17 protein-coding genes are annotated in these 16,070 nt (G+C 38.7%); 10 read left to right on the top strand and 7 right to left on the bottom strand.

The genetic code is table 11. From position 1 onward, the window contains the following. The first annotated feature begins 112 nt into the window (after positions 1–112). From ACZ48W_RS06545 to nrfD, 3 genes are read left to right on the top strand one after another with little or no spacing between them, the layout of a single operon-like run. Positions 113–2,539 carry a molybdopterin-dependent oxidoreductase gene (locus tag ACZ48W_RS06545; RefSeq protein ID WP_464827530.1) on the top strand — a complete coding sequence of 809 codons (2,427 nt, stop codon included), beginning with the start codon at positions 113–115 and terminating at the stop codon, positions 2,537–2,539. A gap of 2 nt (positions 2,540–2,541) precedes the next feature. Further along, positions 2,542–3,105: a 4Fe-4S dicluster domain-containing protein gene (locus tag ACZ48W_RS06540; protein WP_464827528.1), complete on the top strand. Its 564-nt coding sequence runs from the start codon at positions 2,542–2,544 to the stop codon at positions 3,103–3,105. A 10-nt stretch (positions 3,106–3,115) separates the two neighbouring features. Continuing rightward, on the top strand, positions 3,116–4,306 hold the full coding sequence (gene nrfD, locus ACZ48W_RS06535; RefSeq protein ID WP_464827526.1) for an NrfD/PsrC family molybdoenzyme membrane anchor subunit: 1,191 nt from the start codon (positions 3,116–3,118) through the stop codon (positions 4,304–4,306). Between the two features lie 70 nt (positions 4,307–4,376). Here nrfD and ACZ48W_RS06530 read toward each other — a convergent pair whose 3' ends face one another. Further along, positions 4,377–5,462, bottom strand: a complete 1,086-nt coding sequence (locus ACZ48W_RS06530; protein ID WP_464827524.1) for an Mrp/NBP35 family ATP-binding protein — start codon at positions 5,460–5,462, stop codon at positions 4,377–4,379. A gap of 240 nt (positions 5,463–5,702) precedes the next feature. Here ACZ48W_RS06530 and ACZ48W_RS06525 point away from each other — a divergent pair, with 240 nt between their 5' ends. Beyond that, entirely contained in the window at positions 5,703–5,918 is a 216-nt protein-coding gene (locus tag ACZ48W_RS06525) for a hypothetical protein (protein ID WP_464827523.1), read from the top strand. Positions 5,919–5,952: 34 nt separating this feature from the next. Here the strand turns inward: ACZ48W_RS06525 and ACZ48W_RS06520 are convergent, their stop codons facing one another. Together ACZ48W_RS06520 and ACZ48W_RS06515 are read right to left on the bottom strand one after the other, a co-directional pair. Continuing rightward, positions 5,953–6,924 carry an iron-sulfur cluster assembly scaffold protein gene (locus ACZ48W_RS06520; protein ID WP_464827522.1) on the bottom strand — a complete coding sequence of 324 codons (972 nt, stop codon included), beginning with the start codon at positions 6,922–6,924 and terminating at the stop codon, positions 5,953–5,955. Positions 6,925–7,040: 116 nt separating this feature from the next. Then, complete coding sequence (locus ACZ48W_RS06515) at positions 7,041–8,243, bottom strand: NifS family cysteine desulfurase (protein WP_464827521.1); 1,203 nt, start codon at positions 8,241–8,243, stop codon at positions 7,041–7,043. A gap of 224 nt (positions 8,244–8,467) precedes the next feature. Between ACZ48W_RS06515 and ACZ48W_RS06510 the strand changes: the two genes are divergently transcribed. Beyond that, positions 8,468–8,857, top strand: a complete 390-nt coding sequence (locus ACZ48W_RS06510; protein WP_464827519.1) for a SpoIIAA family protein — start codon at positions 8,468–8,470, stop codon at positions 8,855–8,857. Positions 8,858–8,859: 2 nt separating this feature from the next. Here ACZ48W_RS06510 and folE read toward each other — a convergent pair whose 3' ends face one another. Next, on the bottom strand, positions 8,860–9,438 hold the full coding sequence (folE, locus tag ACZ48W_RS06505; protein WP_464827518.1) for a GTP cyclohydrolase I FolE: 579 nt from the start codon (positions 9,436–9,438) through the stop codon (positions 8,860–8,862). A 64-nt stretch (positions 9,439–9,502) separates the two neighbouring features. Between folE and ACZ48W_RS06500 the strand changes: the two genes are divergently transcribed. Continuing rightward, a complete protein-coding gene (locus ACZ48W_RS06500; protein ID WP_464827517.1) occupies positions 9,503–9,922 on the top strand; it encodes a hypothetical protein in 420 nt (139 codons plus the stop codon). Here ACZ48W_RS06500 and ACZ48W_RS06495 read toward each other — a convergent pair. Together ACZ48W_RS06495 and ACZ48W_RS06490 are read right to left on the bottom strand one after the other, a co-directional pair. Beyond that, a complete protein-coding gene (locus ACZ48W_RS06495; RefSeq protein ID WP_464827516.1) occupies positions 9,895–10,857 on the bottom strand; it encodes an A/G-specific adenine glycosylase in 963 nt (320 codons plus the stop codon). The two genes, ACZ48W_RS06500 and ACZ48W_RS06495, sit on opposite strands and share 28 nt — an antisense overlap. A gap of 13 nt (positions 10,858–10,870) precedes the next feature. Further along, positions 10,871–11,578 (bottom strand): heparan-alpha-glucosaminide N-acetyltransferase, encoded by a 708-nt coding sequence (locus tag ACZ48W_RS06490; protein ID WP_464827515.1) that lies wholly within the window; start codon positions 11,576–11,578, stop codon positions 10,871–10,873. 127 nt (positions 11,579–11,705) lie between these two features. Between ACZ48W_RS06490 and tig the strand changes: the two genes are divergently transcribed. From tig to def, 3 genes are all read left to right on the top strand, one after another. Further along, entirely contained in the window at positions 11,706–12,995 is a 1,290-nt protein-coding gene (tig, locus tag ACZ48W_RS06485; protein ID WP_464827514.1) for a trigger factor, read from the top strand. 115 nt (positions 12,996–13,110) lie between these two features. Beyond that, positions 13,111–13,698 (top strand): ATP-dependent Clp endopeptidase proteolytic subunit ClpP, encoded by a 588-nt coding sequence (clpP, locus tag ACZ48W_RS06480; protein WP_464827513.1) that lies wholly within the window; start codon positions 13,111–13,113, stop codon positions 13,696–13,698. Between the two features lie 9 nt (positions 13,699–13,707). Continuing rightward, positions 13,708–14,232, top strand: a complete 525-nt coding sequence (gene def, locus ACZ48W_RS06475) for a peptide deformylase (RefSeq protein ID WP_464827512.1) — start codon at positions 13,708–13,710, stop codon at positions 14,230–14,232. Positions 14,233–14,399: 167 nt separating this feature from the next. On the opposite strand, the gene ACZ48W_RS06470 is transcribed toward def, so the two are convergent. Next, a complete protein-coding gene (locus ACZ48W_RS06470; RefSeq protein ID WP_464827511.1) occupies positions 14,400–15,623 on the bottom strand; it encodes a BaiN/RdsA family NAD(P)/FAD-dependent oxidoreductase in 1,224 nt (407 codons plus the stop codon). Positions 15,624–15,746: 123 nt separating this feature from the next. Here ACZ48W_RS06470 and ACZ48W_RS06465 point away from each other — a divergent pair, with 123 nt between their 5' ends. Continuing rightward, positions 15,747–16,061, top strand: a complete 315-nt coding sequence (locus ACZ48W_RS06465) for an MTH1187 family thiamine-binding protein (protein ID WP_464827510.1) — start codon at positions 15,747–15,749, stop codon at positions 16,059–16,061. The last annotated feature ends 9 nt before the right edge of the window (positions 16,062–16,070 follow it).

The following is a 16,070-nucleotide window of genomic DNA, read 5'->3' as shown; positions in this document are numbered from 1 at the left end:
ATCATACTTATATAAGGTAAACTACTATAACATATAACACAAATTTATGAATAGGAGGCTTTTGCTTCTATTTAATAAATGATATATTTTTAATAGTAAGGAGGAGTACCTAATGCAGGTTGAAGTATCTAGAAGGAAATTTCTTCAGGGTAGTGTTGCTTTAAGTATCGTTGGTGGAACAAGTGTAGGGGTGACCAATCTTTTTGGCGGACATGACAGTCATGAAGAAAAAAGTGAATTAACCGTTACAACAAAAACAGGAACAGGTAAAGCTACAGAAGTTGCAACATTGTGTGAAATGTGTGTTAATAAATGTGCTGCAGTTGCCAGAGTAGAGAATGGAATAGTGACTAAACTAAATCCAAATCCAATGTTCCCTAAATCAAAGAATATGTTATGTCCAAGAGGGAATGCGGGAATTCAAGCCCTTTATGATCCGGATCGTTTAAAATATCCGATGATCAGAATAGGGGAAAAAGGAGAAGGAAAATTTAAAAGAGTTTCATGGGAAGAGGCCTACGAAGCTATTTTAAATGGTACAGATAAATTTCCGGGTATGGGTAAAATTCTTGAAGAAGAGAAAGATAACCGTTCATCATTTCTGTTTTGTGCCGGTGAAGGTATGGCAGAACATACTTTTAAGACATTTTTTTCTGCGTTTGGTTCATCTAACTGGTTAAACCATGCATCACTTTGTCTTCAAACAGTTGTATCGGGTTATGGAGTCACTTTAGGTGCTTATGCAGCAGCTGATCTGGAAAATGCAGAATATATTATTATGGCAGGAGCCAACAGGGCAGAAGCAATTGTAACACCTGATACTATGGATGCTTTTAAAAGAACCAAGGGAAGAGGCGCAAAACTTATTTGTATTGATCCACGATTTACCAATACTGCAGCAAAAGCTGATAAGTGGTTGGCGATCAACCCTGGAACGGATCTTGCATTTGTTTTGGCATTGACTTATGTTGTACTTACCGAAGAGCTTTATGATCAAAAATATGTAGCTGAAAACTTCAATGGTTTTGATGAGTATAAGAAGAGTGTGCTTGATAATAAATATACACCGGAGTGGGCAGAAAAAATTACAGGTATCAGAGCTAAAGATATTTATAAGATAGCCAGAGAATTTATGGCGCATGCACCAAAAGCTGTATATTATCCGGGAAGAAGAAGTACCTTTGCCAATAATGATTTCCAGCTTCGTCGTGCTATGGCGATCTTTCAGGGACTCAGTGGCGGTATCGATACCAAAGGTGGTCTGGTTTTTGGTAAGAAACTTAAATTAGGTAAGCATGAAGGGTTGGAGCCTATTTATGCAAGAGCAGAAGCAAGAGCTGTAGATAAAATAAAACACCCTAAAAAAGGACATCCCGGTTATGCGGATTGTGCTGTAGTCAGTGGTGGTGGTTCATGGATTGCATGGAGAAATAGATTTTTGGAAGATCGTATGCCATATAAAGTACGAGGTATGTTCTGTTACAAACATAATCCAATGATGAATATGCCAAATACAGAGAAAACAGCTCAAATGCTGAAAAAAATGGAATTAGTGGTTGCAATAGATACTATGCCAAGTGATACGGTAATGTATGCAGATGTGGTACTTCCAGAATGTACCTATCTTGAACGAACTGATCCGGTGAAAACATTTGGTGGTGTAGAACCGTCTATTGCTCAGAGAAACAAAGTAGTTGATCCTATGTTTGAGACTAAACCGGTCATGGACATTATGAGAGGATTGACTGAAAAGATCTCTAAACCGCTTTTTGAAATCACTAAAAAATATGATGAAGATGTTCAGGAAGAGATCAAGGACTCCAGTGAGGCGGAAGTTTATGCAGAGTTTGATCTGACCAAACCATTTGAACATTCTCAAGAAGAGGTCAACAGACATATGGTAGAGAGTGTCTATGGTGAAGAAGCGGTTAAAGCACTTAAGGAGCATGGAGTCTTCTATCCGAATATGGATAAATTCTTTAAACAGATCTCAGCAAATGAACATCAGTATTATCCTGAAAAAGAGAAAGCCTACAGAGTCAATGGCGGAAAACCTAAAACGCATAGCGAAAAAGTAGAATGTAACCTTCCTAACCTGGCTAAAAAAGGTGTTGATCCTATGCCTGTGTGGAAAGATGAATATAATTTCTCGGTACTGGAAGGAAAATTCCGAATGCTTACAGGACGTCATGCTCAATTTACACAAAGTGGTACAGCCAACAATGCAATGCTTAGAGACCTGATCTTTGAAAATTATGTTTGGATCAACAGACGTGTAGCAGAGCAAAAAGGTATTAAGTTTGGAGATAAAGTAGAAATTTCGAGCCGTACAGGAAGAACACAGCTTAAAGCTTATCCGACAGAAAAAGTCGGTCCTAAAACGGTTTTCTTTGTACACGGATTCGGTGAAGAGAGTGAAGCCTTGACTTGGGCTTATAAAAATGGTGGAAATGACAATGCTGTGATTGAAGATGTAATAGAGCCTGTCTATGGTGCAGCATCAATGCATGAAACCAATGTAGAAATAAGAAAGGTGTAATCATGGCAAGATATGGAATGGCTTTAGATTATAAGAATTGTATTAACTGTAAAGCGTGTGAAGTTGCCTGTAAAGAAGAGAACGGCGTACTTCTTGGTGCAGATAAACATAGGATTTGGGTAGGTTCGAATGATGTAAAAGGTGAGTGGCCCCTTTTGGATATTGCTTCAGCAGCTTTTTTACCAAGTCAGTGTCAGCATTGTGATGAGGCTCCTTGTCAGGAGGTATGCCCGACCAATGCAACCTATTATGATGAAAATCATGTGGTAAGAGTTGATAGTGATAAATGTATTTTGTGTAGTTACTGTATGAATGCCTGTCCTTATGATGCACGTTATGTAGATGACAGAACAATGACGGTAGATAAATGTACTTTCTGTTCAGACACGAGACTCGCACGAGGAGAAACTACTACGGCATGTCAAAACACCTGTCCGACAAAAGTGAGAACTTTTGGTGATCTTGATGATTATGACAGTGAGATTAGCGAACTGCTTAGAACTAGAGAACACTTTAGTCTCAAAGCCAATCTTGGTACTAAACCAAAATTATTTTATCTAACATAAGGAGTATAGAATGAAAATAGGTCCTATTAATATTCCACTAAAAGAAGATTTTTCATTAAAATCGATTTTAGCTTTCGAGAAAACTCCTGTCAATATTTTGGTAGCTGTATCCGTTTTAGCAATGTTGGCTATGTTGGTAATTGGTGTTGCAACTTACTTACTGCATGGACATCATGCTTATAATGTTACAAGAGAACACCCATGGGGACTCTTGATCGCTGTGTATATCTTCTTTGTGGTTAGTTCAACAGGTTTTTGTATCGTTGGTTCACTTGGAGATGTATTTGGGTTTAAAGACTTTACTATGATCTCCAAAAGAGCTATTTTTGGTTCGATCGTTACGATTTTGGCAGGATTTACGGTTATTGCATTTGAGATTGGTCACCCGGTAACGATGATGATCTACAATGTATTAAGCCCAGGTTTAACATCGGCTATCTGGTGGATGGGTACACTTTATGGTCTTTATTTGACATTTATGATCATTGAGTTTTATTTTCTTTTAAATAATGATATGAAAAAAGCTAAAGTATTTGGTTTAACTGGTCTGCTTGTGGGTCTTGCAGCACACTCTAACCTCGGGTCTGTATTTGGATTCTTGAATGCCAGAACCATTTCACAAGGTGTGTTCTATCCGACATATTTTATTTTGACAGCATTCATTACAGGTATCTTTTTATCTTTCATTATTATGGGATTCAGATATAAATTGAATTTTAACGAAAAAACGAAAAAGCTTTTGGAAGGTCTGGCTAAGATTCAAGGGTTATTGATCTCGATCCTGATCTTTTTTGTAACATGGAAACTCTTGACAGATATATATGGCGGTATGCCGAACCGTGCTGAAGTAGCAGTGCATATTTTGGGTTCAGGTTCATTTTGGACGGAAGTGATCTTGGCAATGATCATTCCTCTACTTGTTATTTTGAAAGATTTTGGGAAAAGTCCGGTTCTTATGTTCTGGGCATCATTAAGTGGTATGGTCGGGATCTTCTTTATGAGATACAATCTTGTGCATGATACACAACTTAAACCGCTTCAAATGATGAAAATAAGAGAGTATCAATTGTCACCAGAATGGATTCATTATTTCCCTTCAGTAACAGAGATCATGATCTCTTTAGGCGGATTGGGTCTTTGTATTTTACTCTATTATGTGGGTACAAGAGCATTCAATTTGGATGAAGATGAGCATCATTAATAGGTGAGGTTTTACTTACTTATTTTGATAGGAGGTGGTAGAGTGCCACCTTCTCTTTTATTTATATATCCTAAAAAATTGTAGGCTGTATCTCCTCATTATTTACTCCACCTTCTTCATTCACTGCAAGTAGTTTTTCCCAAAGTTTACTGGCTATCTTTTGATAACGCTTAGATGTTTCACAATTTGGAGCTAAAACAGTGATAGGCAGTCCACTGTCTCCTCCCTCTCTAATGGCAGGTTCTATAGGTATCTCACCCAAAACTTCAGTATTGTAATTATCAGCCAAGGGCTGGGTTGTACCTTTCCCAAAAATATCATACTCTTTACCACTGTCCGGACAGATAAAACCACTCATATTTTCTACAATACCGGCAATAGGGATATGAAGCTGAGTAAACATATCCATACTGCGGATCGTATCATCCAGAGCTACTTTTTGAGGGGTAGTGACACATACTCCGGAAGTGACAGGCAGACTTTGGGCAAGTGCCAGTTGAGCATCACCGGTTCCGGGAGGCATATCAAAAAGCAATACATCCAGACTGCCCCACTCTATATCTTCAAGCATCTGTTCGATGGCTTGAGTGACCATTGCCCCTTTCCAAATGAGTGAAGCCCCTCGTTCTACCAAAGAGCCAATAGACATGACTTTAATGTTATGTGCTGAAATAGGTTTAATGGTTTTTCCCAGGAAAACAGGTTGTTTGCCCTCTATACCCATCATTCTTGGGATATTTGGTCCGTAAATATCTGCATCAAGCAGCCCAACCCTTTTACCCTGCTGTGCAAGAGCAATGGCAAGATTGACCGTGGTAGTAGATTTTCCTACACCGCCTTTCCCGGAACTTACCATTACAAAGTTTTGAATGTTGGGCAGTACATTTTTGCCATGTGAACTTGTTTCTCTCGGCATTTTGGGTTTGGTGACAGATATCTCTGTCTGAAATTCACCTAAAAAAGAGAGTCGTTTGCTGATCTCCTCACGAAGCTGATTTTCTATTTCCTCGGCAGAGGAAGGAATATCCAAGTGTATGGAAACAGTATTGTTTTGAATGATGATCTCCTTAACGAAACCAAAATCCATAATATTTTTTGTAAAACCGGGATAGATGACTTGAGTAAGTTTTTCCTGAATCTGTTCTTTATTAATCATATAGATACAACCTTTTAGTTTAGTACATATTATAACTATTATAAGCATATATTTTAGGGATATCTCTATAATAATTGTATTAACCTGAGTTCAACAGTATAACATAGTCACAGCTTTATGAGGTTTTTTATAGACAAGGCAAATTTTACCCTCTCTTTAGCTTCTGTGAGCATGTTATACTGTTGAACTAAGGTTATTATTTCGATATGATTATGCCATATTTTACAAGGGAATTTTATTATGAAAAAAGAATTAACGATATTTACAGGTATTTTTCTGTTTTTAGCAATCGGTATGCATTTTAAAGAGTGGACTTCTCATCCTGTTGAACATCTTATAGCTCTTCCGTCGGCCGGAGCATATGGTATAGGTGCACTGCATCCATTGGTCTTTACGGTGGTTGTTTATGTGGTTTTTGTGCTTTTAAGAGGAGTGGTCAGAGTATTTACAAAGTAGTATGCGGGCATCTTCTGCCCGCACAGTAAACATATTAGATAGGTAAAACCCTGATATTCTCATCAAGTTTTTCTTTAAGGATATTCTCAATAGCAAAAAGTGTACCTGTACTTGAACTTGCGCATCCGCTGCATGCACCCAGGTATCTGATATAGATGTCAAAATTAGCACCGTTCTCTTTAATGTCCAGGATCTCCATATCTCCACCGTCCATGATAAGCATTTGACGGATATTGTCATCAATGACCTTATCTACAGCTTTGAGTTTTTGCACAATGGTCATTTGGGCAAAGTCCAGACCTGCTCCGCTTGCAGAGGCATCAGCAGCACTTGCCATCTTCTCTTTTTCATACTCTTCAAGAAGATCTACAAGATAAATATCTTTCTCCTCATGACCGCCAGGACGGATACATGATTTACAGAAAGCACCTGCTTTGGTATAATCTGTTATCTCCTCAACCGTAGTAAGATCATTAAGGCGGATCACCTCTCTAAGTGTAGAGAGAGATACACGTGCACATTCACATACGATGATCTCCTCTTCAAAACTCTCCATATCTACACCTTTGTACTGTGCAGCGGCCTTTTTAATGACATCGTAAGCCATAACAGAACAGTGCATCTTCTGAGGCGGAACTGCCGGGACATCAGGTGTGTCACGCATCGCGTTTTCTACATCGATATTGGTGATCTTTACAGCTTCATCTACGGTTTTACCTTTACAAAGTTCTGCCATAGTATCTGAGGAGGCTATGGCTGTACCGCAACCGAAACTTTTGAATTTTGACTCTAAGATCATATCTGTTTTAGGATCAACTGCCCAGTAGAGTCTTACTGCATCTCCACAGCTCTCTGCACCAAAGTCTGCTACGATGAGTTTTGCACCCATTGCTTCTGCCTGCTCTTCCGTAATTTCACCCATGTTTTTGGGGTTGTTCATTAAGTCTGTTACTTTTTGGCTGTACTCATCCCAGATGGTACCACCGATTAAATTATCCATTCCCATAATTTTTCCTTTATCTATCTTTTCGGAAGCGATGCTTTAGCTTCGCTCTTATTTGTATCTTTTTTACTGCTGTAGTTTTCTACCGAAGCTAAAGCATCGGTTTTAAATAAGCAGATTTAATGTCCTGCGTCCAAACCACTCTCGTGACCTTCAGGTGCATAAGCGTAAGAGCTAGAGATGCCTCTAAGTCTTTCAACGGCTGTTTTTACTGTCTCCAGTGTGTAATTAAGCTCTTCCTGCGTAGTATAACGGCTTAGTGAAAAACGTATGGCTGTATGTGCCAAGTCTTCCGCTGCACCGATGGCTTCCATAACGGAATTTGCTTCCAGGTCTTCACTTGCACATGCAGATCCGGTACTTGCACCGATACCGGCACGGTTAAGATCCCATAGCATCGATTCACCCTCGATACCTCTAAATGAGATGAGGATGGTGTTTGGTGTTCTTTTTTCTCTAGGCGTTACAACAAATGTATCTTTGATCTTGAGAAGTTCATCTTCAAATGCATCTCTCATCTCTCTGACATCACTCATCTCAAAATCCAGAGCATCTACAGCTTGTTCCATTGCTTTACCCATGCCTACGATACCTGGGACATTGAGCGTACCTGAACGGTATCCACCCATTTGTGAGCCACCGTGAAGCAAAGGTATAAGCTCTTTACCTTTCTTGATATACAATGCACCTACACCTTTAGGTCCATGGAATTTATGTGCTGAGAATGTTAGGTAGTCCACATTGAAACTCTGTACATCTACAGGGGTTTTACCTATGGCTTGTACAGCATCAGTATGGAAAAGTACATTATGCTCTGCACAAATATTACCTATCTCTTCAACAGGGAATATAGCTCCTGTTTCATTGTTCGCCCACATGACAGAGACCAGTGCTGTTTTGTCAGTAATGTTATCTCTTACAGTTTGTGCGTCAACAAGACCTTCACTGTTGATAGGCAGATACGTTACTCTACAACCCATACTCTCTATGAACTTTGCAGTAGCGATGACTGAAGGGTGTTCTACTTCACTTACGATAATATGATTTTTTCTACCGGTTAAAATGTACTGGAAGTAGATACTTTTAAGTACCCAGTTGTTACTCTCTGTTGCACATGATGTGATAACGACGCTATCTTCTTTAGGTGCATGGATACCTGCATATATCTTTTCCATGGCTTGTTTAATAGCCGGATGTGTATCACTGGCAAAACAGTGCAGTGAGTTTGGATTGCCATACTTTTGTACAAAGTAAGGTTCCATTTCAGCAAATACATGCGGATCAACGATGGTTGTTGCATTATTGTCTAAATAGACTCTCATAAATTTCCTTTGAGAACGATATTCATTTTAATTAAGACAATTTTAGTCCTAATTAGTTTTCTGCATATTACGCAGTTTTTCTTAAAATAACATAAAAGTACAAATTAAAGAGGAGGATTATACTCCGAATTAGGTTATGTTCACTTGATTTGTATCAATCCGTTAAGTGAATGCGCTTCTATGATATAATCACTATAAGATCAATTTGATAAAAAGGGTTTGTAATGGCAAAAGTGATAAAAGAACATGGTATTGGCATCGCTATTAAGAGAAGCAAAAAGAGACTTTTTATAGAAATCTCAATGATTGGCAAGTTGACACATAAAGATTATCAGATCTTTGTACCAATGATAGATAAAGCATTAAAAGAGGCAAAAGGTTTAGAGACAGATCTTTTGGTTGATATGAGCGCTTTCAAAGGTTGGAAATTTTTGGCTGTCTGGGATGATTTTAAGTTTGGTGTGAAACACCGCAATGCCTTTAATAAAATAGCAATTGTCGGAAATAAAAAGTGGGAAGAGACATCTGCCGGGATGATGAGCCATTTAATGAAGGGAAAATCAAAGTTTTTCAAAGAGAGAGACAAAGCCCTCTCTTGGTTATTGAAAAAATAGATCTAGAAATTTGAAGGTGTTGGGGTATTGATGAGATTATAAAACTCATTTCTTGTACGCTCGTCACTCTTGAAAAGTCCACGGAGTGCAGAGCTGACAGTCGTAGAGTTTATCTTCTGCACGCCTCTCATCTCCATGCACATATGGCGGGCATGTACAACTACAGCGACACCTTTAGGCTTGATAGTTTCCAAGATAGCATCAGCGATCTGCTCTGTCATCTGTTCTTGTATCTGCAGACGTCTTGCATAGACATTGACAATACGAGGGATCTTGGAGAGACCTACGACTTTACCATCAGGGATGTATGCTACATGTACACGTCCGATGATGGGTAACATATGGTGTTCACACATGGAGTAAAACTCAATGTCACGTACAAGTACCATCTCATCATTACTCGTAGTGAAAAGTGCTTGATTAAGTATCTCTTTAGGGTCTTGGCTATACCCCTCTGTAAGAAACTTCAGGGCTTTTGCTACCCGGCTAGGTGTTTTAAGTAGTCCTTCCCGTTTAGGGTCTTCTCCTAAGAGTTCAAGGACCTTGATGACGGCTTGTTCAAATTCTTCTTCTTTGTTCATTATTTCTTAACCTGTAATGTAATTTATAGTAAAATTATATCCAAATTAAAAATAAGAGGAAACTATGTCAAAAACACTTTTAATTATTTTAAGTTCGTTCCTGCTCAATATGATACTTTTTGCTGATGAGATATCAGATAAGGTTTATCTGCAAAATCAAAATGTCATCAAAATGGCTGCATCCGATATGTCCAAACAGTTGCCGCAAAAGGTAGATGACTATACACAACTTGTAAAGATCGAGGCAAAAGAGCAGACACTGGTGTATGTCTTTGAGATCAATACAGGGGCAAAAAGTGATGAAGCCATTATTAAAGAAGATAAATCACGCATGAAAAGAGCAGTAACTACGGGTATTTGCAACTCTTCAAAAAGATTTTTGCAAAGCGGTATTGATATCTCTTATGTCTATACCAGTGCAGTAAGTAAAAAAGTGTTGTTTCAGTTTGATGTGGATCAAAAGGATTGTAAGTATCTTGATTGATCTTTAAACAGGTTTACTATTTTTTCATCGACTTTGGAGATGGCTAGTTCCTGTATCTCTTCGATACTGAAATAATCTGCTTTTTCAGGTACTGTTTCATAATAAACATAGACGTTACACAGTAGTTTGAAATGTGTATAAGTATGAGTAACTTCTCCTATGGATTCAGCCGCACAGGGTGCCGTCTCAATACTTTCAAAGCCCCAAAGACCATGAAGAAACTTTCCTTCTCTTTGTGAGAGGGAAAGTTTATCATCATAGATATGGATGAGTATGTTTTGTTTACGTGTAGGCACCACTCTTTTTTTCTTGGCAGGGTAAAGGGCAGGTTCATCCTTGCCTTTGCAGATATCAGCCAAAGGACAAATATTACACTTTGGATTTTTAGGTGAACAGATAGTTGCTCCTATATCCATCATCGCCTGGTTGTAGTCAAAAGGATTTTCTTTGTCTACTAAAGTATAAGCGATTTCCCATAACTCTTTGTCATTAGGAGTTTTTAGTTTATTTAGACGACAGAGTATACGTTTAACATTAGCTTCCATAATAGTGACGGGTTGCTTAAAAGCAAAGGTAGCTATAGCATGAGCCGTATTTTTACCTATGCCTGGAAGTTTAATGAGTTCCTCTATACTTTGAGGCAATTCATCTATAAGTGTAGCAGTCTTATGTAAATTTTTTGCACGATTATAATACCCTAAGCCTTCCCACATTTTTAATACATTATCAAGAGGAGCATCACCCAGAGCTTGAAGTGTAGGGAACTTCTCTAAAAAAGGAAAATAGTAACGCTCCAAAACAGTTTTCACTTGTGTCTGCTGCAGCATTACTTCAGAAAGGTATATGTGATAAGGGTCAGTAGCCATACGCCACGGAAGGTCAAGTCTCCCGTGATTTTGGTACCAGTCATGGATTTTTTGGTGGATTTTCTGCATGTGGGATTATAGCCTAATGAAAGAGTGAAAACAATCCAAAAAGTATGGGTTGGTGGATGAGGTATATGACCAATGCATGCCGACCAAAAAATGCAAGTACTTTGTTGGGTGAAGTATGTGGGCTGAAAAAAGTATTTTTGAGCAGTTTGGTATGTACATTGTAAGAGACAAAGACAATTCCCATCAATACGGCACCAAACCAGGGAAAGAGTCGTACCACATCCTGTGTATAACCTGACGGGAGATGTAAAGGGGTTTGCAGCAGAGAAAAGAGCCCATGCATATGCAGCCACCCCATCGCTGAACCAAGGAAGATAACAAGTGCAGTCAAAAGTGCAAGGAGAGGATAAGGTAAAAAGAGTAACCCTAACCAAGAAGCGACTAAAATAAAATGCAAGATACCAAAATAGACCCATGTATGAGGAAATTGTAAGTAAGTTGCTATACTTACAAGTAAAGAGGCACCGCCTAAGAGGAGTGTACGCTTACGCATTTTTTGCCACTGTATCGCAGGTGTATGTGCGAGTGCCAGACTTATCCCGACACTGAGTAAAAACATTGTTACGATCACATAGCGTGCATAGACCCAAAAAGGCTCATGATCCATATCGATATGAATAACCCCAAAATGGTTGAGATCGTAACTAAAGTGATAGACGATCATAAGCAGGATAGCCCACCCTCTGAATATATCTAATTCTGTGAGCCTGTAGCGTAGCATCTTTCTCCCTTATATGCATGTTATTATACACTTTTTTATATTCTGTAAATGGGGAGTATTTTTTGATGTTATTAGGGTTTTAACAATTTTTAGATAAAATCACGGAATTATATATAAAAGGATTGTAGTGAAAGTTACAGTAAAGAAAATTGATGATGCCAATATATTGGTAAGCGGTACTATTGAAAATAGTGTAATAGAAACGAATGTTGACAGGCTTGCAAGAGAAGCCGGGAAGCAGATGAAAGTGGACGGATTCAGACAAGGTAAAGTACCTCCACATGTTGTGAAAAAACTTCACGGTGATAAACTAAGACAGGATGCCGAATCGGATGCTTTGAAATCACTTATGGATCTTGGTATCAAAGAAGCAGGGATCAATGCGGCAGAGATCATCGGAGAGCCTATTTTCAAAAAGTATGATAAGCAGGATGACAAGATAGAGGTAGAATTAGAGTTATCTCTAAGACCTGATGTAAAAGCAGAAGGGTATGAAAAAGCAGTTCCTGCATTCGAAAAGCCGGAAGCAACAGAGAAAGAAGTAGAAGAGAAACTTACTGAAATTGCTGCACAACAGGCACCATTTGAAAAGATCAAAAGAAAAAGAATGGTAAAAGACGGAGATATGACACTTATCGACTTTGAAGGTTTCGTAGACGGTGTTGCATTTGACGGCGGTAAAGCTGAAAAATTCAATCTCAAAATCGGTTCGGGTCAGTTCATTCCAGGTTTTGAAGAGCAGATCATCGGTATGAAGTACGATGAAGAGAAAACAGTAACAGTGACTTTCCCTGAAGAGTATCAGTCAAAAGATCTTGCAGGTAAAGAAGCGGAATTCAAAGTAAAACTTCACGAGATCCAAGAACAGGTAACACCTGAGCTTAATGATGAACTGGCACAAAAACTTCTTCAAGATGAAAAAGCGACACTTGATACACTCAAAGATAAACTCAAAGAGCAGATCGTTTCTGAAAAAGTATCAAAAATCTATAACGAAGAGTTAAAGCCAAAACTTATCGAAGCACTCGTAGCACACTTTGATTTTGCACTTCCAAACAATATTGTTGAGCAGGAGATCGATGCGAAGATCAATGCAAAAGCAAGAGAGATGAAAGAGGAAGAGCTTAAAGAGTATCAGGAAAATCCTGAAAAAGTAGAAGCACTTCGTGATGAGGTAAGAGAAGAAGCACAAAATAGTGTGAAAGCAACATTCATTGTGGATGCATTGGCTAAAAAAGAAGAAGTAAATGTAGAAGATCAGGAAGTATCTCAAGCGATCTACTACGAAGCGATGATGAGTGGTCAGGATCCTCAGCAAGTGATCAAATATTACCAAGATAACAATCTTCTCCCAGCTGTAAAAATGGGTATGATTGAAGATAAACTTTTTGGAAAACTTTTAGGTTTAGATAAATAAGAAGCGTAAGTAAACGACAATAGTTTGTCGTTTATAGCTCCTTCATTAACCAATAAAGTGTATATTTGAGTTGATTATAAAATCTATTTAACTATATATTATTAAAGGAAAAAACATGAGTTATATTCCATACGTTGTAGAACAGACAGGCAGAGGTGAAAGATCTTATGATATCTATTCACGACTGCTTAAAGACCGTATCATAATGCTGAGTGGGGAAGTCAACGATCAGGTTGCTTCTTCGATCGTAGCACAACTGTTGTTTCTTGAAGCACAGGATCCGGATAAAGATATCTATTTTTACATTAATTCACCGGGCGGGGTGATCACTTCGGGCCTTTCTATGTTTGATACAATGAACTATATCAAGCCAGATATCGTAACGATCTGTATCGGTCAGGCAGCATCTATGGGAGCATTCCTCCTGGCTTCAGGTACAAAGGGTAAACGTTATGCACTTCCGCATGCACGTATCATGATACATCAGCCATCAGGCGGAGCGCAGGGGCAGTCAACAGATATTCAGATACAAGCTCAAGAGATACAAAGACTCAAAGATACACTCAATGAGATTTTGGCAGAAAAAACAGGTAAAACAGCTAAAAAGATAGAAAAAGATACAGAGCGTGATAACTTTATGTCTGCAAAAGAAGCTCTAGAGTATGGTCTTATTGATAAAGTTTTAACGAAGAGCTTTAATTAGGTTTGCCAGATGATTAGAGAGATAGTAGTATACCCGGATAAGAGACTCAAGCTCATCTCAAAAGAGGTAGAGTCTTTTGATGGCGCACTGCATGATCTGCTTGATGATATGTATGAGACCATGCGTGCTAAAAACGGAGTAGGACTTGCAGCTATTCAAGTAGGTGTTGACTTAAGGGCACTGATCATCAATATTCCCCTGGAAAATGAAGATGGAGAACATGATCAACCTAAAGAGAATACTTTAGAGATGATAAATCCTGTCATTATAGAAAAAGATGGTTCAACAAAGTTCCAAGAGGGGTGTTTGTCCATTCCCGGTGTCTATGAAGATGTGGAGCGTGCAAAACATGTCAAAGTGGAGTATTTTGACAGAGATGGAAACAAACAGGTTATAGAAGATAATGATTTCCTTGCTATCGCTATGCAACATGAGATGGATCATTTGGATGGTAAGGTATTCATCGAAAAGCTCTCATATATTAAGCGAAAGAAATTCGAAAAAGAGTGGAAAAAACGACTAAAAGAGTTATAATCGGCAATCTTACACTGTGAATTTTCGGAGTACTATTCGTACGCCTGCAAAATTCACAGCACAATCTCACCGCTCTTGATTCCTTTAAAAATACAAAAATATTATGATGCTTTTATACGCCTTGTCCCCGCACTAGCTAATTGCTTCTGCCTATTTTAATTTATTTTTTAATCGTACTTATTTATTCCTACTCTCAACCCACAAACCCAAGCAAAATGAAAATTAAACCCTCCTCTGTCTCCATCAACATCTAGTATCTCTCCTGCGAAGTAAAGATTTGGTATGATTTTAGACTCCATGGTTTTTGGGTTTACTTCTGTGGTGTCAATGCCTCCTGTGGCTACTTCGGCACCTTTGAAGCCTTTGGTATCGTTAATGTTGAGTTTGAGGTTTTTGATGCTGTGGACGAGTTTGTTAATCTCTTTTCGGTTGAGATCGCTCTCTACCCTGCTTTTGCATTTAGACTGCTTTAAAATGATCTTGATGAGCTTTTTGTTGATAACACCTTGCAGCCAAAGCTCTATAGGTTTTTCACTCTCTTTTTCTATTCTATTCAGAAGCAGATTGGTCAGCTTCTCTTTGCTGAATGTCGGTATAAGATCTAGGCTGAGTTCACAGTAGTTAAAGTTGGCTAATCTGGTGCTTACTTCTCTGCTTAGGTCCAGGATGGCCAGTCCGCTGATGCCGTAGTTGGTAAAGAGGATGTCGCCTTCCTTTTCTGTGATCTGTTCCCCATTTGCATAGAGTTTGGCTTGCCCTGCTACTTTCACTCCGGCACACTCTTTTACCCAACTCTCTTCAGAGCAAAGCTGTACCAGTGAAGGGTGACGTGGTATGAGGCTGTGACCCATCTTTGTAGCAAAGGCATACCCTGAGTTATTGCCTCCGAGTTGTGGAGCAGCAGGTGAACCTGAGGCAATGAGAAGTTTACTGCACTCTTTTGTACCCTGTGAAGTCTCCACTTTGAAATACTCACCCTCTTTTTCTATACCGGTTACAGCACAGTCACAAATTATCTCTACCCCTGCCCTTTTGGCTTCATACTCCAAAAGTTCCACTACAGAAGAAGCCTGCAAAGACATAGGAAATATCTTCCCCTCTTTTCCTTCCATAAGCTCAAGCCCAATAGAGGTGAAAAACTTCTCTATGGCTTTAAAATCATATCCGTCTAAAACTTCTTCTATAAAATTAGGGTTTTGTGAATGAAAACGGTTTGAGGTGATGTATTTATTGTCTATGTTACATTTTCCATTACCGGAGACAAGTATCTTCTTCCCTACTTTGCTGTTTTGCTCCAACAAAACAACCCTCTGCCCTGCCCTAGCCAATACAATAGCTCCACAAAGCCCGGAAGCCCCTGCTCCGATAATGATCCACTCTTTATTTTTCATAAAGTAATTATACTTAAAATCATGCAAAGCGTGCCTTGCCTCAATTCAAGTAAAAGGAAATTTAAAAAAAGAAAGAGAAATTTTAGGTAGGATTACACAAAACTTACGAATAAAGGATCAATCATGTCAGCATTAGTAGAATTCAGTATGTTCCCTACAGAAGCCACCCAGAGTAAAAGTGCCTTTGTAGCAAGAGTCTTGGACATTGTAGACAAAAGTGGATTAGAGTATCAACTCACACCTATGGGTACTATCATAGAGGGTGAAACGGTTGAAGAGGTATTGTCTGTTATCAACAAAGCCTATGAAGAGTTACAAAAAGATTGTGAACGTGTTTATAGTTCTATCAAGATTGATTATCGTAAAGGTCCGGTTGGTAGACTTAACAAAAAGGTTGGTTCGGTAGAGGCAAAACTTGGACGGAAGCTTAGAAGTTAGTTTTTGCTA

This window comes from Sulfurovum aggregans (assembly GCF_055385215.1).
Note: the sequence above shows the minus strand (reverse complement) of the source record. Positions and strands in the feature narration are given on the sequence as shown.

Excerpts from the sequence above, each read along its gene's own strand:
- ACZ48W_RS06545 (WP_464827530.1), top strand. The coding sequence starts at position 113 with ATGCAGGTTGAAGTATCTAGAAGGAAATTTCTTCAGGGTAGTGTTGCT.
- ACZ48W_RS06540 (WP_464827528.1), top strand. The coding sequence starts at position 2,542 with ATGGCAAGATATGGAATGGCTTTAGATTATAAGAATTGTATTAACTGT.
- nrfD (WP_464827526.1), top strand. The coding sequence starts at position 3,116 with ATGAAAATAGGTCCTATTAATATTCCACTAAAAGAAGATTTTTCATTA.
- ACZ48W_RS06530 (WP_464827524.1), bottom strand. The coding sequence starts at position 5,462 with ATGATTAATAAAGAACAGATTCAGGAAAAACTTACTCAAGTCATCTAT.
- ACZ48W_RS06525 (WP_464827523.1), top strand. The coding sequence starts at position 5,703 with ATGAAAAAAGAATTAACGATATTTACAGGTATTTTTCTGTTTTTAGCA.
- ACZ48W_RS06520 (WP_464827522.1), bottom strand. The coding sequence starts at position 6,924 with ATGGGAATGGATAATTTAATCGGTGGTACCATCTGGGATGAGTACAGC.
- ACZ48W_RS06515 (WP_464827521.1), bottom strand. The coding sequence starts at position 8,243 with ATGAGAGTCTATTTAGACAATAATGCAACAACCATCGTTGATCCGCAT.
- ACZ48W_RS06510 (WP_464827519.1), top strand. The coding sequence starts at position 8,468 with ATGGCAAAAGTGATAAAAGAACATGGTATTGGCATCGCTATTAAGAGA.
- folE (WP_464827518.1), bottom strand. The coding sequence starts at position 9,438 with ATGAACAAAGAAGAAGAATTTGAACAAGCCGTCATCAAGGTCCTTGAA.
- ACZ48W_RS06500 (WP_464827517.1), top strand. The coding sequence starts at position 9,503 with ATGTCAAAAACACTTTTAATTATTTTAAGTTCGTTCCTGCTCAATATG.
- ACZ48W_RS06495 (WP_464827516.1), bottom strand. The coding sequence starts at position 10,857 with ATGCAGAAAATCCACCAAAAAATCCATGACTGGTACCAAAATCACGGG.
- ACZ48W_RS06490 (WP_464827515.1), bottom strand. The coding sequence starts at position 11,578 with ATGCTACGCTACAGGCTCACAGAATTAGATATATTCAGAGGGTGGGCT.
- clpP (WP_464827513.1), top strand. The coding sequence starts at position 13,111 with ATGAGTTATATTCCATACGTTGTAGAACAGACAGGCAGAGGTGAAAGA.
- def (WP_464827512.1), top strand. The coding sequence starts at position 13,708 with ATGATTAGAGAGATAGTAGTATACCCGGATAAGAGACTCAAGCTCATC.
- ACZ48W_RS06470 (WP_464827511.1), bottom strand. The coding sequence starts at position 15,623 with ATGAAAAATAAAGAGTGGATCATTATCGGAGCAGGGGCTTCCGGGCTT.
- ACZ48W_RS06465 (WP_464827510.1), top strand. The coding sequence starts at position 15,747 with ATGTCAGCATTAGTAGAATTCAGTATGTTCCCTACAGAAGCCACCCAG.